A 24,426-nucleotide genomic window follows, 5' to 3' on the forward strand; every position below is an offset into this window, starting at 1 on the left:
CGCCGCCGCGTTTCAGTTCGACCTCAGCGCGCCACCGCGATCAGCTCGCGGCTCGCTTCGCCCACCGGCGCGCGATTCCAGTCTCCGTACCAGTCGATCGTCGCGAAACCCGCGCCGGTCAGCATCCGCGTCAGCTCGTCGAGCGTGCGAAAGCGCAGTTCGCTCGTCGCGCTGAGCGTCTCCCCGGCCATGTTCGTTGCCGGCTCCGGCATGAAGCGATAGTGCGTGGTGAACGCCGCGCGCCCGGTCGCGAGCGGGTCCGGCGCGGCGTGCCGCTCGTGCCAGACATCGACCGCCCTGCCGTCCGGCGCGACGACGCGCCTCGCGGAGCGCTCCGGCGTCCAGTGCTCCCACACGCGCGCCGACGGATTGCGGCTCTCGAACGCGATCGCACCGCCGGGGCGTACCGCGCGGCGCGCGGCCGCGAGCGTCGCGGCGAGCGCCGCATCGTCGAGAAACACTTGCGCGACGTGCCCCGTCATCACGAGCAGATCCGCCGCGCCGACGAACGGCAGCGCGCTCGCATCGCCTTCGATCCATGTCACCGTGTCGCCGTGCTCACGCGCGCGCGCCACGCTCAGCATGTGCGGCGACGGATCGATGCCCGTCACGCGATGACCGCGCTTTGCCAGTTCGCACGCGAGCAGCCCCGTGCCGCAGCCGAGATCGACGACATGCCGGGCGGATTGCGCCAGCGCGAGATAGAACGCCGTATCGTCGGCGAACGGATTGAGGGCGTCGTATAGCGCGATGAGACGCGGATCGTCGTAGCGCATCAGCGGCTCTGATACGCGAGCGCGTCGCGCAACGGCTGGCTGCCGACCATGATCGGGCCGCTGAACGGCGTATCGAGATCGAGGATCACGAGCACCGCCGACGCGATCGAGAGCGCCCCGAGCATGATCGTCACGAGCGAGAGCGCATTGCGCGGCGCGATCAGCCCGAAGCACAGAAAGATGATGAGCAGCCAGCCGACGAGAATGCGGTCGAACGGATAGGAGATCGACCCGTGCGCCTCTTCGACCAGCTTCCAGCGCTGCGCGATGAGTTGCTCGAAGCGCGCGGTGGCCTCGGCGGCGAGCTGGCGATGGTAGTCGTCGCGCGGTTGCAGCATGCGCACGTCGTGCTGGGCGCGGCTCAACAGCGCGCCGAGCGTCGCGTTCGCGAGGCTGTCGTCCTTTCCGGACGGCTCGACTTTCGGATAGTCATCGCCCGGCGGCGGCGTTTCGCGCGGCCACGTGCTCGCGATCGCCGCGGCGGTGTAGGCGCGCAACAGCTTGCGCGCCGGATCGAGCTCGCCGCCGTAGTCGCGCATCGCGCGATCGAGCTCGATGATCGAGGTCGCGTAGCCGCGCATGTCGGTATTGGTGGTGTCGAAAATCGTTTTCGCCGATGCGGTCAGAAGACCGAGCACCAGCGCCGCGAACGTGACCAGCATGCCGACGAGCAACTGGACCAGTTGCACCGTTTCCTGCGCCTTGTGCTCCTCGGGCAAGAGCGGCCGCACGATCGCGCCGAGGCCCGTGCTGGCGAGCAGGAGGATGAAAACGAGCACCGCGGATTCGATTTCGGTCATGAATGCATGAGCCGTGGAGGCGAGTCTCAGGTCGTCGCATTATCGGCGCGAAGGGGCTTACGATTCAATGCCGGATCGAGCGCGAGTGCGATGAAGGCGCTCGTTGCCGCGCTTCGATACGCGCCTTTGCGCAGCAACAACGCGGCGGTTCGCTGCGGCAGCGCCGGCTCCAGTTCCACGAGACACAGTTCGCGGTGCTCGCGCGCGATCGCGGCCGGCAGCAGCGTCGCCAACGTGCTGCGACGCACGAGCTCGATGACCGCGCTGATCGAATTGACCTCCATCGCAATGCGCGGCGCGACGCCGTGCTGCCTGCAATACCGGTCGATGTAATGCCGCGTCGCGAATTCTTCGTTGAGCAGGACGAGCGCTTCACGCTCGAACTCGCGAAGCGTCAGCGCGCCGCCCTTTTTCGCATACGGATGCGACTTGCCGATCACCATCGCCAGCGCCTCGACGAAGAGCGCCTGTGTCTCGATATCGGGAGAGTGCGTGTCGCTGAATGCGATGCCGACATCGAGCGCGTCTTCATTCAGCAACGCCTCCATGCGCTCCTGCGGCATTTCGCGAATGTTGAGCGTGATGTTCGGATAGCGATGGTTGTACGCCTGCAGCAGCGGGCCGATCAGATAGGCCGTGAAGGTCGGGGTCATCGCGAGGCGCAGTGAGCCGCGCGTCAGGTCCCGCACGTCGTGGATGGCCCGCTCGCCCGCTTCCAGATCCTGGAGCGCCCGCTGCGCGTAAAGCAGATAGGCGGCGCCGGCGTCGGTCAGCTGGATCGTCCGTCCGGAACGGTCGAGCAATTGCGCGCTCAGCGCATCCTCCAGTTGCCTGATCTGTTGCGACAGCGTCGGCTGGGACACGTGCAGCGCCTCGGCCGCCCGCGTGAAATTGCGGTATTCCGCGACCGCCAGAAAGTAACGGATGTGCCGGAGCAGCATGGTTCCCTCCGAACTATTGGTGCTGCCTATGGGGAAAATAAGAAACCGGTCTTGGACACTATAGCTCGCCCGGCGCATTCTTCATCCATCGATTCCCGACACGCACACTGAGATGGAGCGGAACATGCAAGACATCATCGACGGCTTTCTGAAGTTTCAGCGCGACGCGTTCCCCAAGCGCTCCGAGCTTTTCAGGCAGCTCGCCACCAGCCAGCATCCGAAAACCCTGTTCATTTCCTGTTCGGACAGCCGCCTCGTGCCCGAACTCGTCACGCAGCGCGAGCCCGGCGACCTGTTCGTGATCCGCAACGCGGGCAATATCGTGCCGTCATACGGCCCGGAGCCGGGCGGCGTGACGGCGACGGTCGAATACGCGGTCGCGGCGCTCGGCGTAACCGATGTGGTGATTTGCGGCCACTCCGACTGCGGCGCGATGACGGCCATCGCCACCTGCAAGTGCCTGGACCATATGCCAGCCGTGCGCAACTGGCTGCATTACGCGGACTCTGCGAAGGTCGTCAACGAGGCGCGCGAGCATAAGAGCGAGCGCGACCGCGTCGACTCGATGGTCCGCGAGAACGTGATCGCCCAGCTCGCCAACATCAAGACGCATCCCTCCGTGCGGCTCGCGCTCGAACAGGGACGTCTGAGCCTGCACGGTTGGGTGTACGACATCGAGACCGGCTCGATCGATACGCTCGACGGCGCGACCAACCGGTTCGTCTCGCTCGCTGAACATCCGCATACGTGCGCAACCCCGGCCCGGCTCGATCTCGCAGCCTGACCCACCGTTTTCCACTCACACTCGATTCGATTTAAAGGAGCATCGCCATGACGCAATCCATTTCCAGCCAGGCCCCCCGTCAAGCACTGACCGACATCATCATCGACGCGAAGGTTCGCAAGAATCTGACGTTCGAGCAGATCAATGAAGGCACGGGTTTGAGCGTCGCCTTCGTCACCGCCGCCCTGCTGGGCCAGCATCCGCTGCCGGCCAAGGCCGCGCAAGTGGTGGCCGACAAACTCGAACTCGGCGAAGACGCTGTTCGCCTGCTGCAAGCCATTCCTGTACGCGGCAGCATTCCGGGCGGCGTGCCGACCGATCCGACGATCTACCGGTTCTACGAAATCGTGCAGATCTACGGTTCGACGCTGAAGGCGCTGGTTCACGAGAAGTTCGGCGACGGCATCATCAGCGCGATCAACTTCAAGCTGGACATCAAGAAAGTGGACGATCCGGAAGGCGGCTCGCGCGCCGTGATCACGCTCGACGGGAAGTATCTGCCGACCAAGCCGTTCTGACGCATGGGTGGGGAATCGACTTGGCCTCGGTGGATTCCCTATTTTTAATTAGCAATACGTATTGTATTTAAAGGCCCGCATAGACCATCTTCGTGAATTGATCGCCGTTGAATACGAAATTCCCCCACGTGGCGTCGAAGGCGGCGGTCGGCTTCGCGGCGATAATTTCGTCGAGTGATTTGCCTTGCTGTTTCAGCGTCGCGACGTTGTTGCGTACGGCAATCAGCATGTCACGGAACGCGATGAGTTGAGCGCGCGTGCCGACGGGACCGTGGCCAGGAATCACGATCGTGTGATCCGTCGTGCGCGCGATCGCTTTGTTTGCCCATTTGATTGCGCCATCGATGCTGCCGCCATCCTCGTTGTCGATATACGGGTAGAAGCCATTCCAGAACGTGTCGCCTAGCGCGAGTACATCGGCGTCTTTGAAGTACACCCACAGATCGCAGTCCGTATGCCCGCCTCCGAAATTTTCGACTTCGATCCGGGTGCCCGCGAAAGAGAAGGTTTTGCTGTCGTCGATAAGGAGCGTTGGCCTCGCCTTCGCGGGCACGGGATCGAACGTCCAGTTCCATGCATCGACATGAGTCGTTTCGCTCAGATGCTTCGCGGTGTTTCTATGCGCGACGATGGTGGCTCCGGCTTCATGCATCCAGGCGTTGCCATCGGTATGGTCCCAGTGCCAGTGCGTATTCACGACGTATTTCAGTGGCGACGGGCCGAGTTTCTCGAGCGCCGCCCGCATCTTTTGCTTCGATTTGCCGATGCCCGCATCGACGAGGAACTTTCCTTCTTTGCCCGACAGGACCGTGATATTGCCGCCGGAGCCCATCAACTCCGTGATATTGCCGCGCAGCGGTTGCACGACGATATCCGCATCGGCACGGCGTAGATAGCGTGCGCCGGCGCCTGTGTGGAAGTAGTCGTCCGGCGTGGTGGACTGAATCGCGGGATCGGGCGTGGCTGCCATCGCAAAGGGCGCGAAGGCCGCGCCGATCGACATGGACACGGAGATCAGTCGGGAACGTAGGCCTGGATTTTTAGCGGTGGTGCCGGGTTTTGAGAATGGCTTCATGTGTGCGCTTGAGCTGGAATGAACGAAGCCATTCTTGCATTGCGACACTATCGAGCCAACCGAGCAACGGGATAGCGTATATCGAGATTTTCGATATCACGGGAATGTGACGACGACGATTTCGCCGAATCTCGCGAAATCAATTTGGTCCCCCCGGCAGGAATCGAACCTGCATCTAGCGCTTAGGAGGCACTCGTTCTATCCATTGAACTACGGGGAGCGGACCGCGCCCGCGCGATGCGTCGGCGAGCGAGCGCAGAGTATAGCAAACGCGCATGGCGGCTTCCGGTTCGGCATGAACAAATTCGAACGCTGCGGCGCGCGTCGAAAAAACATGCGCTACATGCGGGTTTGTCCCTATCAAGTCTCGCCGAATCGCGCCGCCATCGGAGTAATGAACCCATTTCCCGATATCAAGCCGCAGGGCGCGTTTTCGGCGTTGCTGGCGGACCAGGACCTGACGCACCTCGAACTGGTGTTACGTCGTTCATTGTCGTGCGATCTGGGCGGCCCGTTGCTGCCGCCTTCGTACTGGCGCGCGCGGCTCGCCTCGATCATGCGCCAGTCTCATCTCTCGCACACGCAGATTCAGACCGTGCACCGGCTGTATCTCCATATCGATGCCTTCGAAGCCGCCGGGCGCGCGCGCGAAGAAGAACTCAGCCGGGAACGCGCACGCCCGGCCAGCGAAAAATCACACAGCGCCTGACAACCTGACGCGCTTCCGTTTCTAAGCCGCCTGCCGCGCACGCTGCTGCTGTTGCGCGTGCGCCGCAAGACGCACGGCCGCATTGGCCGCGCCGTAGCCATCGTAGCCGCCGCGCCGCTCGATCACTTCGAGGAAGAAACGCTGGTCGAGCTGCTCCGTGTACGCGTGGAAGAACTCGCCGCCGCGCTCGTCGCGATCGTAGAGGATGTTGTGCTCGCGCATCTGGTCGATTTGCTCGTCGGGCAGGCCGAAGCGCGCGACCAGATCGTCGTAGTAGTTGCGCGGGATGCGCAGGAACTTCACGCCATCGGCTTCGAGGCGCGGAATGGCGTCGAAGATATCCGGCGTGCTGAACGCGACGTGATTCAGCCCCGAGCCGCGATAGGTCGACAGCGATTCGGCCACCGCCGTATAGCGGTCCACCGATGCGTTCAGCGCAATGCGCACGGAACCGTCGCGGCTACGCACCGCGCGGCTGCGCACGAGGCCGTACGGATCGGGCACGAGCACGGCCGGCTCCGTCTCGAAGCCGAACGCGCTGCGGAAGAACAAGACCCACGTATCGAGCGCATCGGCGGGCAGCGAGAGGCACACGTGATCGATGCGCGACAGCGGCCCCACTTCATAAGGCCCGTCGATATCCGTCAGATTGAAGTCCGACTCCCAGAGCGTCGGGCCGCCCTTCGCTTCGTCGACGAAATAATCGAGGCTACCGTCGGGCGACTGAACGCCCGGCACGACGCGCTCGTTCGGGCCGACGCGCCCTGAAAACGGTTGCGAGCCGTACGCCGCGGCGCGCTCGAAGGCGAGCTTCGCGTCATCGACATGAAATGCCGACGCGCACAGCGACAAGCCGTGCTTCTGAAAGAACGCACTCGCGAACGAGTCGGCTTCTGCATTGAGCACGATGGAGCCCGCGCCGTGCCGGTACAACGCCACATCCTTCGAGCGATGTTTGCCCGCGAGCCTGAAGCCGAGCCTGCCGAGCCATTGCGCGAGATGCTCGCGCGTGGAATCGTCGACGGCGAATTCGAGGAACTGGAAGCCGATGTGCTCGGGCGGCGCGGGCGGGTTGAAGAGTTCCGGCGGCGCCTGGTCTCCCATCAGCGCGCGCGTCTGTTCCTCCAGAAAACGCAGCGAGCGATGGCCATCCGCCGCCGTGATCGCGGTCGGCGCGGCGCGAAAACCATCGTTGAAAATTTCCAGCGAGAGCGGCCCCTTGTAGCCCGATTCGAGCACGCGCGCCGTGAAGCCCGCGACATCGAACGCGCCCTGCCCCGGAAAGCATCGATAGTGACGGCTCCATTCGAGCACGTCCATTGCGAGCACGGGCGCATCGGCAATTTGCACGAACGCGATGCGCTCGCCCGGAATCGACGCGATCTCGTCCACCGAGTCGCGGATCGACAGCGTATGGAAGGTATCGAGCGCGAGACCGAGGCTCGGATGATTCACGGCATCGACGAGCTTCCACGCATGCTTGTACGAATTCACGTAGCGGCCCCACGCGAGCGCCTCGTACGCGACGATCACGCCGGCCTCTTCCGCGATTTTCGCCAGCACGCCGAGCTGATCGACGAGGAGCGCGTCGTCGCGAATGGTGTCCGGCGACACGTTGCTGCACACGAGGATGCGGTCCGTGCCGAGCTCGTGCATCAGCTCGAACTTGCGTTTGGCGCGCTCGACGTTCTTCGCGAGCCGCTCGGCGCTCACGCCGTCGAAGTCGCGAAACGGCTGGAACAGATAGATTTCGAGGCCCAGATCGGCGCACATGCGGCGCACGTCGGCGGGCGTGCCGTCGAAATACAGCAGATCGTTCTCGAAGATCTCGACGCCGTCGAAGCCAGCCGCCTTGATGGCGCGCAGCTTCTCGGGAAGCGTGCCGCTGATGGATACCGTCGCGATGGAAGTCCGGATTGAACGCAGCATCGCTGCCTCCTCGTAGCAATTCAGTGAATGCGGGATGGATGCGGTGCTTTCCAGTGTAGGACGTCCGTACGGCGGACGCGCGCAATCCATGTCATTCTGCGAGATCATAACAAACTAACTAGACCGTACAAATTAGTGAAAACACGAACCGACAAGGCTCGCGCGTGCGTTCACACTGCGCGTATTCAATTTCGCACTGCAACAACAGTGCACCGTGCCGGAGCGCTCGCATGACCAACAAGACTTCGTATCTCATCGGCCTGATCGGATCGGGCATCGGCGGCTCGCTCACGCCCGCCATGCACGAAAAGGAAGGCGCCCATCTGGGGCTCAATTACGTCTACCGGCGCATCGACCTGCAGGCGCTCGCGCTGGAACCGTCCGCCCTGCCCGATCTGCTCGTCGCGGCCGAGCGCATGGGCTACGACGGCCTGAACATCACGTATCCGTGCAAGCAAAGCGTGATCCCGTTGCTCGATGACCTCGACCCCGACGCCCGCGCGCTCGGCGCCGTCAACACGGTGGTGCTGAAGGACGGCAAGCGCATCGGATACAACACGGACTGGTCGGGCTTCGCGCGCGCGTTCCAGCGCGGGCTGCCGGGCGTGCCGCTCGAACGCGTCGTGCAGCTCGGCGCGGGCGGCGCGGGCGCGGCCGTCGCGCACGCGGCCCTCACGATGGGCGCACGCGAACTTGCGTTGTTCGATTCGGACGATGCGCGCGCCGCCTCGCTCGCCGCCGAACTCGCGGCGCGCTTTCCGGATCGCGTCGTGAAAAGCGGCGGCGATCTGCGCGACACGCTGGCGTCGGCGAGCGGGCTCATCCACGCGACGCCTACCGGCATGGCGAAGCTGCCCGGCCTGCCGTTGCCGGCGGACTATCTGCACAAGGAATTGTGGGTCGCGGAGATCGTGTACTTTCCGCTCGAAACGGAACTGCTGAAGGCGGCGAAAGCCATCGGCTGCCGCACGGTGAGCGGCGGCGGCATGGCGGTGTGCCAAGCCGTCGATGCGCTGCGCATTTTCACCGGCCGCGAGCCGGATGCCGAGCGCATGTTCGCGCACTTCCAGAGCTTGCTGGAAAGCTGATCCAACGATCGCAATAGAAAACGGCGACCTCGCGAGAGCGTCGCCGTTTCGTCATTGGCGCGATAAAAACGTCAGCCGTCGCGCCGCATGTATCGCAGCACCGCATCGACGATCATCTCGCGATGACGCGCCCGCGCACGCGGACCCGACGGATCGCGCCCGAACGCCGCGCCCCATGTGTGACGGTTCCCCACACGGTGAAAGCAGAACGAGCTGATCATCAGATGCAGGTCGATCGGATCGACGTCGTCGCGAAACTTGCCCGCCGCGACGCCGCGCGCGATGAGATCCTCGATGGTCTTCACGACCGTCGAATTGCGCGCCTTGAAGGTCTTCGACTGCTCGATGTACTTCGCCGCGTGAATGTTTTCGATCGTGACGAGACGCACGAAATCGCGATGCTTGTCGTGATAGTCGAACGTGAAGCCGATGAATTCGCGCAGCGCTTCTTCCGGGTCCATTTCCGCGAGCTGCAACTCCTGTTCGAGCGCGCGGATATCGCCGTACACCTGTTCCAGAACCGCCTCGTACAGCCCTTCCTTGCTGCCGAAGTAGTAGTACAGCATGCGCTTGGTGGTGTTGGTGCGCTCAGCAATGGCGTCGACGCGCGCGCCCGCGAGTCCCATCGCCGAGAACTCCTGCGTGGCGATGTCGAGAATGTTCCGCTTGGTCTCCTCAGGATCGTACTTGCGGCGCCCTTCCGCTGTGGTCGACGAGGGCGCGGCAGGGGCGGCCTTGCTTCCTTTTTTCATTTTTCTGTCTGAGAACGGCGTTGAGAATCGATTCTAGCACGGGCTATATAGGCGTCTTTAGCGTCGGCGGCATTCGATTCGGGCTACGTCACCTATAATTTTTCATCCCCGCAAACCTATACGAATCCAATGCGCACCAAGCTCCCTGCACTCCTCTGTCTGACGGCGTGGTGTTCCTTCGCGACCGCGCAGACGGCCATGCCGCCCGGTCATCCGTCCTCGAAGCAACTGATGGCGGCCGAAGGCGTCATGACGAGCGCGAACATCGCGCGCGGCGCGGCGGACGTGTGTCATCTCGATGCCGCGAAGATCGCGCGTTTTCGCGACGTCGTTCGCCGCAGCTATCCCGACGCGCCCGATTTCGACGGCGAATGGAAGCTCGGCCTCGCGCAGGCGCAACCGACCGTCGAGCGCTTCGAGAAGCTGAAGACGAGCAATCCTGCCGAGTACAAGAAGGAGATCGGCGAGGCGTGCCCGGCGATCGATCGGGGCATGGACGAAGTCACGCAGCCGCAATAGTCAGGAACCTGTCACGCACCCGTCACTCGCCCTTGCCGTCGTAGTGCAAGCGCTTTTCGGCATACATCGCGGCATCGGCGCGTTGCAGCATCGCTTCGAGCCGCTCGCCTTCGTGCGCCGTGGCCGCGCCCATCGCGAAAGAAAGCGGCATGCCCGAATAGAACTGGTTGTTCACTTCGAGCAACTGGCGAATGCCTTCGATGACCGCCTCGCCGCCGCGCTCGTCGGTGCCGGGCATGAGCACCATGAACTCGTCGCCGCCGATGCGCGCCGCCTGAAACGGCTTTTCCACCGCCTTGCCGAGCACTTCGCCCGCGCGCCGCAGGAGCGCATCGCCGGCGGCGTGGCCGAGCTGATCGTTGACGGCTTTGAGCCCGTTCACATCGACCGCGATCGCCGTCACCGGGAACGGACCTTTTCGTTCGAGCCGGTTGATTTCGTCGATGTAGAACGAGCGGTTCTTGAGCTTCGTGAGCACGTCGTGCTTGCCGAGGAATTCCAGATACGCCTCGGCCTTCTTGCGCGCGGTGATGTCGGTGAGCGCGACGAGCACGAGATCCCAGCGCGCCTCGTGCCCCGGAAACACCGAGAACTGCAAGTGCACGTGCACCTCGTTGCCGTCCAGCGAATAGTTGAGCACTTCGCGCTGGTGAAAAAGCTTGCCGTCCCACAGATCGATCAGCTGTTCCTGGAAGTGCTGCTGCATGTCGTCGCGAAAGATCTCGGGCAGGCGCGCGAGCAGCGTCGCCTTGTCGTGCGCGGCGAACATGCGCAGCGTGTGCTGATTCACGTCGAGCACGTGAATCTCCTGCATGCAGCGTTCGACGAACTCCGGATGCACGTTCGTGAAGGTGCGGAAATCGACGATGCCGCGCTCGCGCACGTCGTCGAGCAAGGCCTTCACGGAACTGAAATCCTCGACCCACAACGAGACCGGCGAATGCTCGAAAAGCCCGCGCGCGTAGAGCGCGCTCGCGGCCGCCGTGCGGCGCATCGCTTCGAGCTCGGTAATGTCTTCGATGGTGACGAGCACGCGGCTCCACGAATCTTCATGCCCCGGCAGGATGACGGCCTTGAGCAGCACGTCGAGGCGCTTGCCGTCGAGCGTGTAGTTGACCGTCTGGCTCACGAAACTTGTCTTGCCGGACCAGAGCTGGTCGAGCTCGTCGACGTGCGTGGTGAGCATGTCGTCGCGGAACACGCGATCGACGTTCTGCACGAGATGATCGGCGTCCTTCGCGTTGAAAAGCGACAGCGTGCGGCGGTTGACCTTCACGATGCGAATGCGTGACGAACACTCCGCGACGCGTGCGGGATTCTCGGCAAGAAACGCGCGCAGATCGGCCACGCCCGCGGCGCGCCAGCGTTCGAACTGCTCGCGCACGGCGCTGAAGTCTTCGAGCCAGAGCGAGACGGGCGCGAGGTCGAACATGTCGGCATCGTCCTCCGGCAGGCCCGCCGGCATGAATTGACCGGCAGCGCGGCGCGGGTCGTTGGGCATGATCGTCCTTTCGGCTCGCGCCGGCTGAATTCATCTCATTATTGTATCGCGCGTCGAATTTCCGGGGCCGAATCGCGGTCCGGAGGGAACGCTTCGCCGCGGCGATTGTGCGCAAGCCGGATATCGGGGGCGGATGCTACACTCGATTCGCTATGCCCTCGCGATGCGCGCGCTTCCGGCGCGCAATGCGCGGGCACGTTTGCTGCACCGCCTGGCTGACCGCGGCATCACGCGGTCCGGTGCGCAGTGCCGCATCCATCCACATCGCAAGAAGAAGGAGGCACGACTCTCATGGCTGATTTCCGCATCTGGTCCGACGAATTTCCGGCGAACGGCTTCATGACGCGCGCGCAGGAATTCGACCAGCAAGCCTTCGGCGGCGCGGGCGACAACGTTTCCCCGGCGCTGCAATGGGAAGCGCCGCCCGCCGACACGCGCAGCCTCGCGCTCACCGTCTACGATCCCGACGCGCCCACGGGCAGCGGCTTCTGGCACTGGATCGTGGTCAATATTCCGCCCGACGTGCGCTCGCTGCCGCGCAACGCCGGCACGGCGGACGGCGCGCTGCTTCCGCAGGGCGCGCTGCAGCTTCGCAACGACTATGGCACGGTCGGCTTCGGCGGGGCGGCGCCGCCGCGCGGCGACAAGCCGCATCGCTACATCTTCCGCATTCATGCGCTCTCCGCGGAGAACCTTCCGCTCGACGCCAACACGACCAACGCGGTCGCGCGCTTCATGACGCATCTGAACGAGATCGATTCGGCCACCTACACCGGTCTCTACGAGCTGAAGTAAGCCTGCGGACGGGGCGCGGCTGCCGCGGCCGCGCCGACTCACAAGCCGTTTGAAAACGGCGCGGCATACAATGCGCCGCCCGCCACTTCCCGGTCATCGATGGATTCCGAACAAGGTTTGCCGCTGCCCCAGCGATACTGGGCCATTGCTGTCGTCGCGCTCGGCATCACGCTCTCGGTGCTCGACGGCGCCATCGCCAACGTCGCGCTGCCGACCATCGCGCGCAATCTGAACGCCTCCCCCGCCGACTCCATCTGGGTCGTCAACGCCTATCAGCTCGCCATCACCATTTCGCTGCTGCCGCTCGCTTCGCTGGGCGACCGCATCGGCTACCGGCGCGTGTACATGATAGGGCTCGCGCTCTTCACGGTCTCGTCGCTCGCGTGCGCGCTCGCAGGATCGCTCGCCACGCTCACCATCGCGCGCGTGATCCAGGGCTTCGGCGCGGCGGGCATCATGAGCGTGAACACGGCGCTCGTGCGCGTCATCTATCCGCAGGACCAGATCGGGCGCGGCGTGTCCATCAACGCGACGGTCGTCGCCATCTCGTCGGTGATCGGCCCGACGGTCGCCTCGGGCGTGCTCGCCGTCGAGACCTGGCCGTGGCTCTTCGCCATCAACGTGCCGATCGGTCTCGCGGCGTTCGCGTTCGGCTGGAAGTCGCTGCCGCGCACGCCGGGGCATCGGCAGCCGTACGACTACATCAGCGCGATCATGAATGCGCTCTTTTTCGGCATCGCGATCGTCGCGGTCGATGGCTTCGGGCATGGCGAGCATCGGCCGTATCTCGTCGGCGAAATCGTCGCGGCGGCGGTCATCGGCTACTTCTTCGTGCGGCGCCAGCTCACGCAAAGCGCGCCGCTCCTGCCCGTCGATCTGATGCGCATTCCGGTGTTCGCGCTGTCGGTCGGCACGTCGGTGTGCTCGTTCTGTGCGCAGATGCTCGCGTTCGTGTCGCTGCCATTCCTGCTGCAGGGCAAGTTCGGCATGAGCCAGGTCGAGACCGGCTTCCTGATGACGCCGTGGCCGCTCGTGATCGTGTTCGTCGCGCCGATCGCGGGCGTGCTCGCGGACCGGTATTCGGCGGGGCTGCTCGGCGGCATCGGCCTTGCGATCCTCACCGTCGGGCTCGCGTTGCTCGCGAGCGTCGGCGCGCATCCGGACGCATTCGACATCGCGTGGCGCATGGCCGTGTGCGGACTCGGCTTCGGTCTTTTCCAGTCGCCCAACAATCGTCAGATGCTCGCCTCCGCGCCGCGTCATCGCAGCGGCGGCGCGAGCGGCATGCTCGGCACCGCGCGCCTCACCGGGCAGACGCTCGGCGCGGCGCTCGTCGCGCTGATCTTCGGCCTCGCGCCGCAGCAAGGCGCGGTGATCGCGCTCGCCGTCGCGGCGGTGTTCGCGGCCGCCGCCGCCGTGGTCAGCATGTTGCGCCTGACCGGCAAACGCAGCGTCGAGCCGGCCTGACGCGCACCTCGCTAGGCACACCCCTTGCTGAAACTCCGGACATGAATCGCGCGCCACGCGCAATGTCCGGATATCAGCAACGAGGAGTGTGTTCATGGCCAATTCCCTCAACGGCCTCAAGGTCGCCATTCTCGCCGCCGACGGCTTCGAAGAGGCGGAACTCGTCGAGCCGCAGCGCGCGCTGAAGGAAGCGGGCGCGCAGGTCGATGTGGTCTCGCAGAAGCCCGGTCAGATTCAGGGTTTCAAACACGTCGACAAGGGCGACAAGGTGAACGTCGATGTCACCTTCGATGCCGCCGACGCCGCCGATTACGACGCGCTCGTCCTGCCGGGCGGCGTCGTGAACGGCGACGCGATCCGGCTCGATGCGAAGGCGCAGGGCTTCGTGAAGGATGCCGACCGCGCCAAGAAGCCGATCGCCGTGATCTGCCATGGCGGCTGGCTGCCGATCTCGGCGGGCATCGTCGCGGGCCGCACGATGACGAGCTGGCCGAGCCTTCAGGACGACGTGCGCAATGCGGGCGGCACATGGGTCGATCAGGAAGTGCAGATCGACGGCAATCTCATCACGAGCCGCAAGCCCGACGATCTGCCCGCCTTCAACCAGGCGTTGATCGAGGCGCTCGGCAAGGCGCGCGCGGCATGAGCGTCACGCACTCCGCATCGCTCGCCTCCGTCGTGCGCATGCTGACGCTCGCGCTGGCCGCCGCCGCGTGCGTGCCCGTCGCCAGCGCGCAGACCGAGAGCGTCGCGCAAAGCCCGAAGCTCTCCCCCGCCGATCAACAGTTCCTGCAGGACGCCGGTCAGGCGGGCGCCACGGAACTCGCCGCAAGCAAGCTCGCACTCGCCCATGCGAGCGGCCGGCAGGTGCGGGAATTCGCACAGCGAATGATCGTCGATCACACGAAGCTCGCGCGTAATCTCGACGTGATCGCGAAACGGCACGGCATCACCGCGCCGCCCGCCACCGATTCCGCCCTCATCGGCAGCCTGCAAAATCTTCAGGGCGCGGAGTTCGACAAGGCCTATATTGAAAAGGTAGCCGTGAGCGGGCACCAGAAGGCCGTCGAACTGTTCAAGAAAGAAAGCGAAAGCGGCAGCGACAGCGCGCTGAAGGCGGCGGCGAGCAAGGCGTTGCCGGTCATCAGCCATCACTACGAGATGGCGCAGCAACTCGCGAAAGCGATGGCGGCGTCATGAGCGTCGCCACTGTCGCCAACGGGGCGGGCACGATCAGCCGCGCTTCTCGCCCCGCTTCTCGCCCAGCTTATGAGGACTCGACCATGCACATCACGTTTGCAGACGAATCCCCCGTTTATGACGGCGACGATCTCGCGATCCACTTCGCCGCGCTCATCGACGGCGAGCCGGTCGTCTGTTCGATCACCGCCGAGGCGCTGGAAGACCACTTCGGCGCGCAGTCCCCGCGCGAGGAAGATCTGCTCGCGGCTTTCGAACAAGGAGCGGCGCGCATTCGCGCGGTCTGCGCCGAAGTGCTCGACGACAACGGCGGCCAGCCCGTCGTACTGAGAAGCGGATTGTTCCGCGTCGCCGGCATGGAGCCGGAGTGAGCGCGCGGGCGCTCGTCATGCGGCGCGGCCAATCCGGCGAACACGACCAACCCCAAGCCAACAAGGAGGGAACATGTCCCTGATCATTGCGGGCCGATTCCAGACTTTTCGCGCCGCCGAATCGGCGGCCCAGAAGCTCTTCGCGCGCGGCTTCCTCGAAGAAGACGTGACGCTCTTCTTCGTCAATCCGAGCGGGCAGCACGCGCGCTATCCGGTTGGCGGCGATGTCGGCACCGATCCTGGTGCGAGCGCCGCGCCAAAAGGCGCCGGCAAGGGCGTGACGATCGGCGCGGTGATCGGCGCCGTGGTGGGTGCGGCGATCTTCGCCGTCTTTCACGCGCCGCTGCTGGTGTCCGTGATCGCAGCGGGCGTCGGCGCGTATGTCGGGTCGCTCGCCGGCGCGATGTCGCATACGAAGAAGGCCAGAACCGCCGGGCAGGCCGAGGAGCCGGCGCGTCATGCGGGCGTGCTAGTAGCCGTGCACGTAGCGCCGGAAACGCAGGATCAGGCCGCGACCGCGTTGCGCGAAGCGGGCGGGCTCGATATCGAGCGTGCGTCGGGACGCTGGAAACAAGGCCGCTGGAGCGACTTCGATCCGCTGCAGCCGCCGCATCCGGTGGGCGAGTTTGCGCAATCACGCGTGTGATTGCTTCGTTTATCGGTTCGATGATGACGCCCGCCTCGCGCGGGCGTTTCTCTTTCTACTGACGCATCCGGTTCAAACCCACCGAGCCCGCGCCCGATGCGTCCGCATATCGGCGCGAATGCCGCAGTCGGCGGGCAGCATGCGCGGCGCTTCGTCTTCGTTTGAAGCAGATGGCTCGCATAAGCGCTCGTCGATTGCATGAGGCGCGTACGTTGGTTGCGCATCGGCGACATGCTCGCGCACCTGCAAGGTCAGCGCCGATGCCGCGACGGCCACGAGTATCAGAAACTCGCGATTCGCGAGTCGATTAAAGTATTTCACTACGCTCTCCTGTTGCCGTTCATGTGCGCGCGTCTCGTTTCGGACGCGCGCTGTAGTGCGTGGACGACAGCAAGTCGCATGCCGCTCGACTCGACGCCTGCTGGCACGGCGCGTGCGCAATACATCGGCGAGCCGCATCCCGAAGGGAGGCGCGCACTGGGAATGTCAAACGAAAAGGAGGTGTTGCATGAGCACGAACGTCGTATCGGTACTCAACGATCTCGTCGAAACCTCGAAGGACGGCGAAAAGGGATTTCTCAAGGCGGCCGAGGACACGCGTGACCCGAGCCTCAAGCTGCTGTTTCAGAACCGTGCGCAAAAATGCGCGGAAGGCGCGCGCGAGCTGCAGGACCTCGTTGCGCGGCTGGGCGGCAAGCCCGAAACCGGCGGCTCGGTGACGGGCGCGTTGCATCGCGGCTGGGTCGATGTGAAATCCGCCGTGACCGGCCACAGCGATCACGGGATTCTCGCCGAGTGCGAGCGCGGCGAGGATGCCGCGAAGAAGAACTATCGCGAGGCGCTCGACAAGGACCTGCCTGCCGATATCCGCGCCGTCGTGGAGCGGCAGTATCAGGGCGTGCTGGAAAATCACGATCGCATCCGCGATCTGCGCGATCAGTACGCCGCCGCCAAGTCCTGATGCAATGAAGCGCGCGGCCCCTGCGCCATCCGGGGCCGCCAAAACACAAACGGCCGCATGATGCGGCCGTTCGTTCGTCCAGCGTGGATAAGACGCGTTACTGCGGCTGACCCTTGTCGTTCGTGCCGAGCGACGAAGCCGCCGCAGCCGCCGATGCGCCCTTCAGCTTGTGCGCCTTGTTCTGCTGATGCAGATAGGTGCCCTTCTCCTTTTTCGCATGCGTGCCCGCGGTGCCGGCCGCATCGGACGCTGCCTGCGCGAACGCCGTCGTCGAGAACGCCAGCGCGAGCGCGCCGATCAATGCCATCTTTTTCGTCTTCATGAAGAGCTCCTTTTTGCCGGGGCCTCTGAACGCCGGGCTACTGCGCATTCGAGAGCCGCCTGGGTAAGTACCGTCCTGAACGGTCGTACTCGTGTTTTAAGTTTCGAAGTGCTGCGAGGTGATGCGCACTGCGTGAAGCGTCATGCGTGAAGCTGCGACTAGAACGCCGTGCGGAACCGCAAACCCTGCGCTCACATGCGAGAACCCGCGCTGGAGCCCGACTGCTCGCCGAAGGAGGCGAATCGTCGAACCCCGCGCGGGTTCCGTACTGCTGGCACTCAACCGCGGCCCGCCGTGGCGAAGCCGGGCATACGAACTATGCCATTACTTGGCGGCAATTTTAAGATGGTTCTTCACGGAAGCAACACCCGAGACGTTCGAGACGACCTCTTCAGCGGCGGTCTTGTCCTCTGCCGACGGCACCGAACCCGTCAGCGAGACGATGCCTGCGCGCGTCTTCACGTGGATATGCGTGGATTTGACGTTCTTCGCGCCGAGCAGCTCGGCCTTCACCTTGGTGGTGATCGCGCTGTCGTCGACCTTCTGGCCCATGGACGTATCGGCGCTGCTCTTCGATGTCGTCGAATTCGTCTGTGCCCCCACGTTCAGCGCAAACACCACACATGCGATACCGCCGGCTGCCTTCAGGATTTGAGTCGTCTTCATGGCAATACTCCCATTTTGTCGATTTTGGTCTTGCGCCCCGTTCGCCCGCTTCATCCGATGCGCGCGAGGGACGCTGTTTGTCACGTCCGCGCCGTAGCACGCGGATCGTTCCCTTCAACCGCAACTTGCGTGCCTCATCCGCTGCGGGTGCGATAAAAACGCGGCCGAACAGCCGCGAATCCCCGCTGCGCAAAGGGCAACGTGAGCTTTCGAACAAATCTTCGACATGGGCAGACATGCCCGTCGCTGCGCGGGCGGCGCGGCGCGGAACGCGCGTCGCTTTTGGCCGGACGCGTGTAAAAACTGCGTTGAAAACGGCCACCGAGGCCGCCGAAAGAAGGAAGCGGACCACGAAAAACGTAATCGCCGCACGAGCTTATCGTTAGATGGCATGGCTGTTGCTTTAACTACCCGCAAAACCCGCCCAACTACGTCTAGAAGAATCAGGTCTAGAACAATCGAGGATTAGCAAGCAATGCCGCCTACACTCGAACTCCGCGCAAAGCAAACGCTGGCGCTCACGCCGCGCCTCCAGCAGTCGGTTCGTCTCCTGCAACTCTCGTCGCTGGAGTTTCAGCAGGAATTGCGCAACGCGCTGGATACGAATCCCTTCCTCGAATACGACGAGTCGCAGACCGAAGACAACGCCCTCGGCGCCGACAACGGCAGTTCCACGACGACCGCCGACACGGCGGCCGAAGCCCCGCTCACGTCCGAACCGAGCATGGAGAGCGAAGCCAGCGCGGACACCAGTTCCCGCGACGATGCCGTGAGCGACTTCTCGTCCGATCCGTTCGGCCGCGGCGCTTCGCGCGGCAATGGCGACGGCGAAGGTTCCGATCCCGCCGACTGGGTGCGCATCGAGCCGTCGCTGCATGAGACGCTGCACGACGCGCTGCGCCTCTATCAACTGAACGAGCGCGACCGCGCGATTGCGCAACTCATCATCGAAGCGCTCGATGACGACGGCTATCTGCGTCAGGAGTTGAGCGAGCTTGCGGGCGTCGTCGAGATCGAACCCGCGCTGAGCGAGGACGAGCTCGTCATCGCGCTCAGGCTCGTGCAGTCGCTCGACAAGCCGGGCGTCGGCGCGCGCTCGCTCTCCGAATGCCTCTCCCTGCAACTCGAAGCGCTCGACGAAGAGACGCCGGGCCGCGCTGTCGCGCTCGAAATCGTCAGGCATCATCTGGAGCGGCTCGCACGGCGCGAGCAGGCGGAGTTGCAGAAGAAGATCGGCTGCAGCGCGGATGAACTGCGCATCGCGTGCGCGCTCGTGCGCCGTCTCGATCCGAAGCCGGGCGAGAACTACGGTTCGAGCGAGGACAACTACGTCGTGCCGGACGTCATCGTGCGTCAGGCGAAAAAGCAATGGGTCGTGACGATCAACCCGGCGGTGCTGCCGCGCGCGCGGATTCATCGCATGTACGCCGAGTTGTTCGCGCAGTCGGCGGGCGCGAGCCGTTCGCCGCTCGCGCAGCAGTTGCAGGAAGCGCGCTGGCTGATCCGCAACGCGCAGCAGCGTTTCACGACGATCCAGCGCGTTGCCGAGTGCATCGTTTCGCATCAGAAGGCGTTCTTCGATTACGGCGAGATTGCGCTCAAGCCGCTTGTTCTGCGCGATGTTGCCGACGAGCTTGGCCTGCACGAATCGACCATTTCACGCGCGACGGGCAACAAGTACATGGCGACGCCGCGTGGCATTTTCGAGTTCAAGCACTTCTTCCCGCGGGAGTTGAGCACCGAGAGTGGTGGCACGTGTTCGGCCGCGGCCGTGCGGGCGCTTCTGAAGGAAATGATCTCGAAGGAAAATACGCGCGATCCGCTGTCGGATGTGAGTCTTGCGAAGATGCTTGCGGATCAGGGGGTGATCGTCGCGCGGCGCACGGTGGCGAAGTATCGGCATTTGATGAAGGTGCCGCCGGCGGAGTTGCGGCGGCAGGCTTGAGGCGGCTACGGGGCTTGTTTTGCGGGGAACTTGCATTGTTGTCGGTCTATTAGCTCTGCCCCTCCCCGGGGCGGGGGTAACTTTCTTTGCTGCTGCAAAGAAAGTCACCAAAGAAAGCAGCTTTGTCACCGCCCGCGGTCACACGCACGTTGGCCATTTTTCTCCTCGGGGAACGGCCCTCGCCTAAAGAGTGCCCCCATAGGCCCAATCGGGCGTGGATCGCGCACGATCCGTCACATCGCGCCGCTTAACGAACCGGTACAGCCATTTCAAGCTCCAGCCCGCTTCGCGGCCGATGGGAAGAGCGGGTTTGCGAGCGCATTTGTGTCCTACTGGTTTCCCTCGCATACCCAGCGGCAGCGCGCAGCGCTGTGCCGAAGCAATTTCGTGCTGAACCAGCCCGCTCAAAGTTATGGTTTGTCGGACCGTGCGCGATCCAAGCCCGGTTGGGCTTATGGGGGCACTCTTTAGGCGAGGGCCGTTCCCCGAGGAGAAAAATGGCCAACGTGCGTATGACCGCGGGCGGTGACAAAGCTGCTTTCTTTGGTGACTTTCTTTGCAGCAGCAAAGAAAGTTACCCCCGCCCCGGGGAGGGGCAGTGCTAATAAACCCACACGAACACAAGCTCCACGAAAAAAACAAACCTACCGCCACCCCGAAGCCCGATGCGTCCGCTTCCTCGCCGCAGTAGCGGAAAGCTCCGCCCCGAGCAAAAACACGGCCGCCGAGTAATACAGCCACATGAGAATAATCGCCAGCGACCCAGCCGCGCCAAACATATTCGCCGTCCCCGCGTGCGCGAGATAAAACGCAAACAACCGCTTACCCCCTTCGAACAGCAATGCGGCCGCCGCAGCACCGAGCGCGGCATCACGCCAGAGCATGCGTGTAGTCGGCAGAAACTTGAGCAGCACGCTAAACGCGATCATCAGCACAGCGAGCGATATCGCGCGCCGCGTGAGCCCGGACAGCACCACGAACGGACTGCCATCGCCGAGCGCCCAGTGCCCGAGCAACTCGACAAGCGCATCCATCACCAGCAGCGCAGCGACGAGCAACCCCGACCCCACCACCAGCCCGAACGACATCAGCCGCACGCGCAATAGCGTGACGATGCTCTCGCGCGTGCTCACGGCAGGCGTCGGCCAGATCACATTGAGCGCGCTGTGCAGCGAAGAGAACGTCGCCGACGCGCCAACCAGCACGCCCGCGAGCGACAGAATCGCGGTGCTGCGCGCGATATCCGCATGCCACGCGTTCGCGACGATCGCCTCCAGCGCGTGCGCCGCATCGACGCCGACCACCCCGCTGATCTCATCGAAGAGCCGCCCCTGCACGGCATCCGCGCCGAAGAACACGCTCGCCACGGCGATCACGATAACGAGCGTCGGGGCGAGCGAGAACGCGGCGAAAAACGCGATCGCCGCCGAGAACATCAGGCAGTGATCCTGCGTCCATTGCACGATCGGATCGACGATCCACGAGAGCCAGCCGAAACGCGAAGTGCGGCCCGAGGCGATGGGCGCGGTTTGAGTGGGGACGTCCTGATCCATCGAAGGCGTAAAGGGCAAATGTGTCAACCGACGATGTTAGCCCCGACACGCGTTGCGCGTGTAAAAAGCGGCGCGCTCCGTCACGAGCCCGCCGCGATTGCACCTCATGAAGCGCTCAGCTCCGGTCCGCGTCGGGGTCGGCGTCCTCATCGACGAGGCCGCGCGTGTCGTCCTCGATGTCATCGGGCAGGATATCGGCGTCGGATTGCAGGTTGTTGTCGCCGTCCGCCGATGCGGCTTCGCCCGTGCCCGCGCGGTCGGTGTCGCTGTCGAGCTCGGCTCTGGACTGGCCGATCGCGTGCGCGTCGAGCTCGTCCTCGATGTCGCCCGGGTAGCGCTTCTCGCCCTGCACGTCCGAGCCGCTGTCGGACGAGTCGCTCGGTCCAAGCGCGCCCGTGCCGTGTCCCTTGCCGTATTCCACGCCGTCGTCTTCCGGCGGGTTCAGTGTGCTTCCACTCATCATGACCTCCGTTGGATCGTGTCCATGATGAATCCGCAAAACCCGTTCCGCGAACGGCGCATCGGCGCATGAAAAAACCCCGCGCTCCTTTCGAAGCGCGGGGCCGTGAACACTGCTTCCTGCGAAAAAATCAGGCCTTCGCCGCCGGACGCTTCGCCTCGCTCGCGCCCTGCTTCACCGTCTTGACGGTCTTCTCCGTGACCGACGTCGCCGTCGCGACGCTGCGCAGATCCGACAGGAACGAATCGCGCCAGACCGAAAGATTGTTCTCGCGCAGCGGCACCATCATGTCGGCGTGACGCGCCTTGCGCTCCGCGAGCGGCATCGAGAGCGCTCTCTCCAGCGCCTCGGACATCTGCGACAGGTCGAACGGATTGACGACCAGCGCGCCCGGCAACTGATCCGCCGCGCCCGCGAATTGCGAAAGCACCAGCGCGCCCGGATCGGCCGGGTCCTGCGACGCGACATACTCCTTCGCGACGAGATTCATGCCGTCGCGCAACGGCGTCACATAACCGACCTGCGAGAGCCGGAATAGCGCCATCAGCAGGTTGCGCTCGTACTTGCGGTTGAGGTACTGGATCGGCGTCCAGTCGAGCTGCGCGAAACGCCCGTTGATGCGCCCCGCCTCGCCTTCGAGATTCTGGCGGATGCGCTGATACGTCTGCACGTCCGAGCGCGTCGGCGGCGCGATCTGCACGAGCGAGACGCGGCCATGCCAGCCCGGCGCGTTAAGCAGGAGCCGCTCGAAGGCCTGAAAACGCTCGACGAGACCCTTCGAGTAATCCAGACGGTCGACGCTCATGATGAGCTTGCGGCCGTTCATGCTGTCGCGCAGGCTCTTCACCTGCTTGCGGTTGGAAAACTGCTCGGCGGCCTTGGCGATGGCGTCCGGATAGATGCCGATCGGATAAGCGCCCACTTTCAGCATGCGGCCGAACGCCTGAAGCATGCCGTCGTCGCTGTAATGGCCACGGCCGGTGCGCTCCACGTAATCGATGAACGACTGCTTGTCGGCATCGGTCTGGAAGCCGACGACGTCGTACTGGCACATCGCCGCGATCAGTTCCTCGTGCGGCGGCACGGTGCGCATCATTTCGGGCACCGGAAACGGAATGTGCAGGAAAAAGCCGATCGGATTCGCGACACCGAGCTTTCTCAGTTCCTGCGCGAACGGGAGCATGTGATAGTCATGCACCCAGATGATGTCGTCGGGCTTGAGGAGCGTCTTGAGCTTCGCGGCGAGGCTCGCGTTGACGCGCATGTAACCGGCGTACTCCTCGCGATCGAAACGCGAGAGATCATTGCGGTAGTGAAACGTCGGCCACAGGGTCGCGTTCGAGAAGCCGCGGTAATACTGGTCGTAATCGCGACGCGTGAGCCCGACGGTCGCGTAGGTTACTTTGCCGCTTTGCTCGGCCACCGGAGCGCCCGCCTCACCGACGATCTCGCCGCTCCACCCGAACCACACGCCGCCCGTTTCCTTGAGCGCGTCCAGCACGCCGATCGCGAGGCCGCCCGCGCTGGGCTTGCCTTCCTGGATCGGAGCGACGCGATTCGATACCACGATCAATCTGCTCATTACAGCATCACCTCATCAGTTGTCGTTGCATGCTCGAATTGGCGATTAAGGGTATGCAAAAGATGTGCCGTTATGTCGAATTCTGTAAATAAAAGTTTGTATGGAGATGTTACGGACGAACGAAAACACGCGGCGAACGCGCGCCGCGTAGAAATTTTTGTTCTTGTGCCGGGTGCTTCGGCCGGCCTGAATCACGCGTCCTGCTCGGAGCCCAGATCGCGCTGATAGTCGATTCCCTCGCGCCGCACGCCGCCCTGATTGTGCTCGCCATCGGGCGGCGCGCCAGGCGCGGGGCGGTTCTGCCCGGCCGGGTCGTGCTCGGCGGGCGGCGCCGATGCGCTCTGCACGCCGCCCGCCTTGGCGGCTTCGGCGCGGGCTTCGCGCTTGGACGAGTGACGCGCGGAGCGTCGAAGTGCGGGATGCCTCATGATGCCTCCAGAAAAGAAGGCCGTCGCGATAGTGACGTCGGCGGCGTCGGACCGGTGCGCTCGTTTCAAGCGCGGCTTCAGAAAAAACGACCGGCGACAGGGCGTGTCGCCGGTCATTATTGCGTCATCCGTTGTAATCCCTACGTCCGGGATGGAAACTTATTCAAACCTTGCACGAATTCTGGGCATTGTCCAACGTCTGCGGTCCAACGTCTGCGGTCCAACGTCCTTCGGCCTGCTAATACACATGCGGCGATTCTCCGGGCCCCGGCGGCGGATCGCCTATCGGCTGCGACGGCGGCACGGGCGGCTCGCGCGTCGGGTCCGGATTCGTGTCCGGCGGAATCGGCGTGGGCGGCGGCTGGTCGGGCGGCGTTACCGGCGGGTCGGGCGGCTGCGGCGTCTGTGCTTCGAGGGACATGACGGGCTCCTTGCGGTCTTGTGATCGTACTTTCCCATCCGCGTCGCGCCGTCACGCAGCGTGCGCCGATGTCATTCGATCTACCGCAAGGCGCATGCCCCTACGAAAGCACCCGGTCCGCATCCCTCTGTCACATTATCGGCGTAGAAAACGCGCCTGCCAAATGAAAAACGCCTGCGCTTTAGCAAGACGCAGGCGTGTTTTTGTCTAAAGATAC

General features: G+C 64.1%; 28 protein-coding genes and 1 tRNA gene. 13 read left to right on the plus strand and 16 right to left on the minus strand.

The window, feature by feature from the left end; genetic code table 11:
* Positions 1-23: 23 nt before the first annotated feature.
* Genes LY284_RS08530 through cynR form a run of 3 tightly spaced genes read right to left on the minus strand, consistent with a single transcriptional unit; the run spans position 24 to position 2,517 of the window.
* Positions 24-776: a bifunctional 2-polyprenyl-6-hydroxyphenol methylase/3-demethylubiquinol 3-O-methyltransferase UbiG gene (locus tag LY284_RS08530; RefSeq protein ID WP_014190843.1), complete on the minus strand. Its 753-nt coding sequence runs from the start codon at positions 774-776 to the stop codon at positions 24-26.
* Complete coding sequence (locus LY284_RS08535) at positions 776-1,576, minus strand: hypothetical protein (protein ID WP_014190842.1); 801 nt, start codon at positions 1,574-1,576, stop codon at positions 776-778. Before LY284_RS08535 ends, LY284_RS08530 begins: the two co-directional genes overlap by 1 nt.
* A gap of 26 nt (positions 1,577-1,602) precedes the next feature.
* Positions 1,603-2,517, minus strand: a complete 915-nt coding sequence (cynR, locus tag LY284_RS08540; RefSeq protein ID WP_014190841.1) for a transcriptional regulator CynR — start codon at positions 2,515-2,517, stop codon at positions 1,603-1,605.
* 124 nt (positions 2,518-2,641) lie between these two features.
* Here cynR and LY284_RS08545 point away from each other — a divergent pair, with 124 nt between their 5' ends.
* Positions 2,642-3,301, plus strand: coding sequence for a carbonic anhydrase (locus tag LY284_RS08545; RefSeq protein WP_014190840.1), 660 nt, complete (start codon positions 2,642-2,644; stop codon positions 3,299-3,301).
* Positions 3,302-3,348: 47 nt separating this feature from the next.
* Positions 3,349-3,819, plus strand: a complete 471-nt coding sequence (cynS, locus tag LY284_RS08550) for a cyanase (protein ID WP_014190839.1) — start codon at positions 3,349-3,351, stop codon at positions 3,817-3,819.
* 67 nt (positions 3,820-3,886) lie between these two features.
* Here the strand turns inward: cynS and LY284_RS08555 are convergent, their stop codons facing one another.
* Both LY284_RS08555 and LY284_RS08560 read right to left on the minus strand, forming a co-directional pair.
* On the minus strand, positions 3,887-4,822 hold the full coding sequence (locus LY284_RS08555) for an MBL fold metallo-hydrolase (protein ID WP_144403930.1): 936 nt from the start codon (positions 4,820-4,822) through the stop codon (positions 3,887-3,889).
* A 217-nt stretch (positions 4,823-5,039) separates the two neighbouring features.
* Positions 5,040-5,114, minus strand: a tRNA-Arg gene (locus tag LY284_RS08560).
* Here LY284_RS08560 and LY284_RS08565 point away from each other — a divergent pair.
* Positions 5,100-5,603: a hypothetical protein gene (locus LY284_RS08565; RefSeq protein ID WP_233385799.1), complete on the plus strand. Its 504-nt coding sequence runs from the start codon at positions 5,100-5,102 to the stop codon at positions 5,601-5,603. The two genes, LY284_RS08560 and LY284_RS08565, sit on opposite strands and share 15 nt — an antisense overlap.
* 21 nt (positions 5,604-5,624) lie before the next feature.
* Here the strand turns inward: LY284_RS08565 and LY284_RS08570 are convergent, their stop codons facing one another.
* On the minus strand, positions 5,625-7,520 hold the full coding sequence (locus LY284_RS08570; RefSeq protein ID WP_014190836.1) for a bifunctional sugar phosphate isomerase/epimerase/4-hydroxyphenylpyruvate dioxygenase family protein: 1,896 nt from the start codon (positions 7,518-7,520) through the stop codon (positions 5,625-5,627).
* Positions 7,521-7,762: 242 nt separating this feature from the next.
* Between LY284_RS08570 and LY284_RS08575 the strand changes: the two genes are divergently transcribed.
* A complete protein-coding gene (locus LY284_RS08575; protein WP_041730226.1) occupies positions 7,763-8,620 on the plus strand; it encodes a shikimate dehydrogenase in 858 nt (285 codons plus the stop codon).
* A 71-nt stretch (positions 8,621-8,691) separates the two neighbouring features.
* On the opposite strand, the gene LY284_RS08580 is transcribed toward LY284_RS08575, so the two are convergent.
* Positions 8,692-9,372, minus strand: coding sequence for a TetR family transcriptional regulator (locus LY284_RS08580; RefSeq protein ID WP_014190834.1), 681 nt, complete (start codon positions 9,370-9,372; stop codon positions 8,692-8,694).
* Between the two features lie 129 nt (positions 9,373-9,501).
* Here LY284_RS08580 and LY284_RS08585 point away from each other — a divergent pair, with 129 nt between their 5' ends.
* The gene (locus LY284_RS08585) at positions 9,502-9,891 is read left to right on the plus strand and encodes a hypothetical protein (protein ID WP_143281607.1); all 390 of its coding nucleotides are present in this window, start codon (positions 9,502-9,504) and stop codon (positions 9,889-9,891) included.
* A 22-nt stretch (positions 9,892-9,913) separates the two neighbouring features.
* Here LY284_RS08585 and LY284_RS08590 read toward each other — a convergent pair whose 3' ends face one another.
* Entirely contained in the window at positions 9,914-11,392 is a 1,479-nt protein-coding gene (locus tag LY284_RS08590) for a sensor domain-containing diguanylate cyclase (RefSeq protein WP_014190832.1), read from the minus strand.
* A 291-nt stretch (positions 11,393-11,683) separates the two neighbouring features.
* On the opposite strand from LY284_RS08590, the gene LY284_RS08595 reads away from it, so the two are divergent.
* The 6 genes from LY284_RS08595 (at position 11,684) to LY284_RS08620 (ending at position 15,871) form a co-directional block, all read left to right on the plus strand.
* Positions 11,684-12,187, plus strand: a complete 504-nt coding sequence (locus LY284_RS08595) for a YbhB/YbcL family Raf kinase inhibitor-like protein (RefSeq protein WP_014190831.1) — start codon at positions 11,684-11,686, stop codon at positions 12,185-12,187.
* Positions 12,188-12,286: 99 nt separating this feature from the next.
* Positions 12,287-13,654 (plus strand): MFS transporter, encoded by a 1,368-nt coding sequence (locus LY284_RS08600; RefSeq protein ID WP_233385801.1) that lies wholly within the window; start codon positions 12,287-12,289, stop codon positions 13,652-13,654.
* A 94-nt stretch (positions 13,655-13,748) separates the two neighbouring features.
* Positions 13,749-14,300: a type 1 glutamine amidotransferase domain-containing protein gene (locus tag LY284_RS08605; protein ID WP_014190829.1), complete on the plus strand. Its 552-nt coding sequence runs from the start codon at positions 13,749-13,751 to the stop codon at positions 14,298-14,300.
* Positions 14,297-14,854 carry a DUF4142 domain-containing protein gene (locus LY284_RS08610; protein ID WP_014190828.1) on the plus strand — a complete coding sequence of 186 codons (558 nt, stop codon included), beginning with the start codon at positions 14,297-14,299 and terminating at the stop codon, positions 14,852-14,854. The genes LY284_RS08605 and LY284_RS08610 overlap by 4 nt, the downstream gene beginning before the upstream one ends.
* 83 nt (positions 14,855-14,937) lie before the next feature.
* Entirely contained in the window at positions 14,938-15,225 is a 288-nt protein-coding gene (locus tag LY284_RS08615) for a DUF1488 domain-containing protein (protein WP_045450410.1), read from the plus strand.
* Between the two features lie 73 nt (positions 15,226-15,298).
* Entirely contained in the window at positions 15,299-15,871 is a 573-nt protein-coding gene (locus LY284_RS08620; RefSeq protein ID WP_014190826.1) for a glycine zipper domain-containing protein, read from the plus strand.
* A gap of 72 nt (positions 15,872-15,943) precedes the next feature.
* Here LY284_RS08620 and LY284_RS08625 read toward each other — a convergent pair whose 3' ends face one another.
* Complete coding sequence (locus tag LY284_RS08625; RefSeq protein WP_041730223.1) at positions 15,944-16,192, minus strand: hypothetical protein; 249 nt, start codon at positions 16,190-16,192, stop codon at positions 15,944-15,946.
* 187 nt (positions 16,193-16,379) lie between these two features.
* Between LY284_RS08625 and LY284_RS08630 the strand changes: the two genes are divergently transcribed.
* Positions 16,380-16,832 carry a PA2169 family four-helix-bundle protein gene (locus LY284_RS08630; protein ID WP_014190825.1) on the plus strand — a complete coding sequence of 151 codons (453 nt, stop codon included), beginning with the start codon at positions 16,380-16,382 and terminating at the stop codon, positions 16,830-16,832.
* A 97-nt stretch (positions 16,833-16,929) separates the two neighbouring features.
* On the opposite strand, the gene LY284_RS08635 is transcribed toward LY284_RS08630, so the two are convergent.
* Together LY284_RS08635 and LY284_RS08640 are read right to left on the minus strand one after the other, a co-directional pair.
* Positions 16,930-17,154 carry a hypothetical protein gene (locus tag LY284_RS08635; protein ID WP_041730221.1) on the minus strand — a complete coding sequence of 75 codons (225 nt, stop codon included), beginning with the start codon at positions 17,152-17,154 and terminating at the stop codon, positions 16,930-16,932.
* 324 nt (positions 17,155-17,478) lie between these two features.
* Positions 17,479-17,820 (minus strand): BON domain-containing protein, encoded by a 342-nt coding sequence (locus LY284_RS08640; protein ID WP_014190824.1) that lies wholly within the window; start codon positions 17,818-17,820, stop codon positions 17,479-17,481.
* 475 nt (positions 17,821-18,295) lie between these two features.
* Here LY284_RS08640 and LY284_RS08645 point away from each other — a divergent pair, with 475 nt between their 5' ends.
* A complete protein-coding gene (locus LY284_RS08645) occupies positions 18,296-19,765 on the plus strand; it encodes an RNA polymerase factor sigma-54 (protein WP_014190823.1) in 1,470 nt (489 codons plus the stop codon).
* Positions 19,766-20,409: 644 nt separating this feature from the next.
* Here the strand turns inward: LY284_RS08645 and LY284_RS08650 are convergent.
* The 5 genes from LY284_RS08650 to LY284_RS08670 form a co-directional block, all read right to left on the minus strand.
* On the minus strand, positions 20,410-21,318 hold the full coding sequence (locus LY284_RS08650) for a YihY/virulence factor BrkB family protein (protein WP_041730219.1): 909 nt from the start codon (positions 21,316-21,318) through the stop codon (positions 20,410-20,412).
* A 115-nt stretch (positions 21,319-21,433) separates the two neighbouring features.
* Entirely contained in the window at positions 21,434-21,781 is a 348-nt protein-coding gene (locus tag LY284_RS08655) for a hypothetical protein (protein WP_014190821.1), read from the minus strand.
* A 127-nt stretch (positions 21,782-21,908) separates the two neighbouring features.
* Positions 21,909-23,360, minus strand: a complete 1,452-nt coding sequence (gene otsA, locus LY284_RS08660) for an alpha,alpha-trehalose-phosphate synthase (UDP-forming) (protein ID WP_014190820.1) — start codon at positions 23,358-23,360, stop codon at positions 21,909-21,911.
* Between the two features lie 191 nt (positions 23,361-23,551).
* Positions 23,552-23,788 (minus strand): hypothetical protein, encoded by a 237-nt coding sequence (locus LY284_RS08665; RefSeq protein ID WP_014190819.1) that lies wholly within the window; start codon positions 23,786-23,788, stop codon positions 23,552-23,554.
* A 238-nt stretch (positions 23,789-24,026) separates the two neighbouring features.
* Positions 24,027-24,209: a hypothetical protein gene (locus tag LY284_RS08670; protein ID WP_041730217.1), complete on the minus strand. Its 183-nt coding sequence runs from the start codon at positions 24,207-24,209 to the stop codon at positions 24,027-24,029.
* Between the last annotated feature and the right edge of the window lie 217 nt (positions 24,210-24,426).

Source organism: Caballeronia sp. PC1 (assembly GCF_021353155.1).
GTDB classification, from domain to species: Bacteria; Pseudomonadota; Gammaproteobacteria; order Burkholderiales; family Burkholderiaceae; genus Caballeronia; species Caballeronia cordobensis.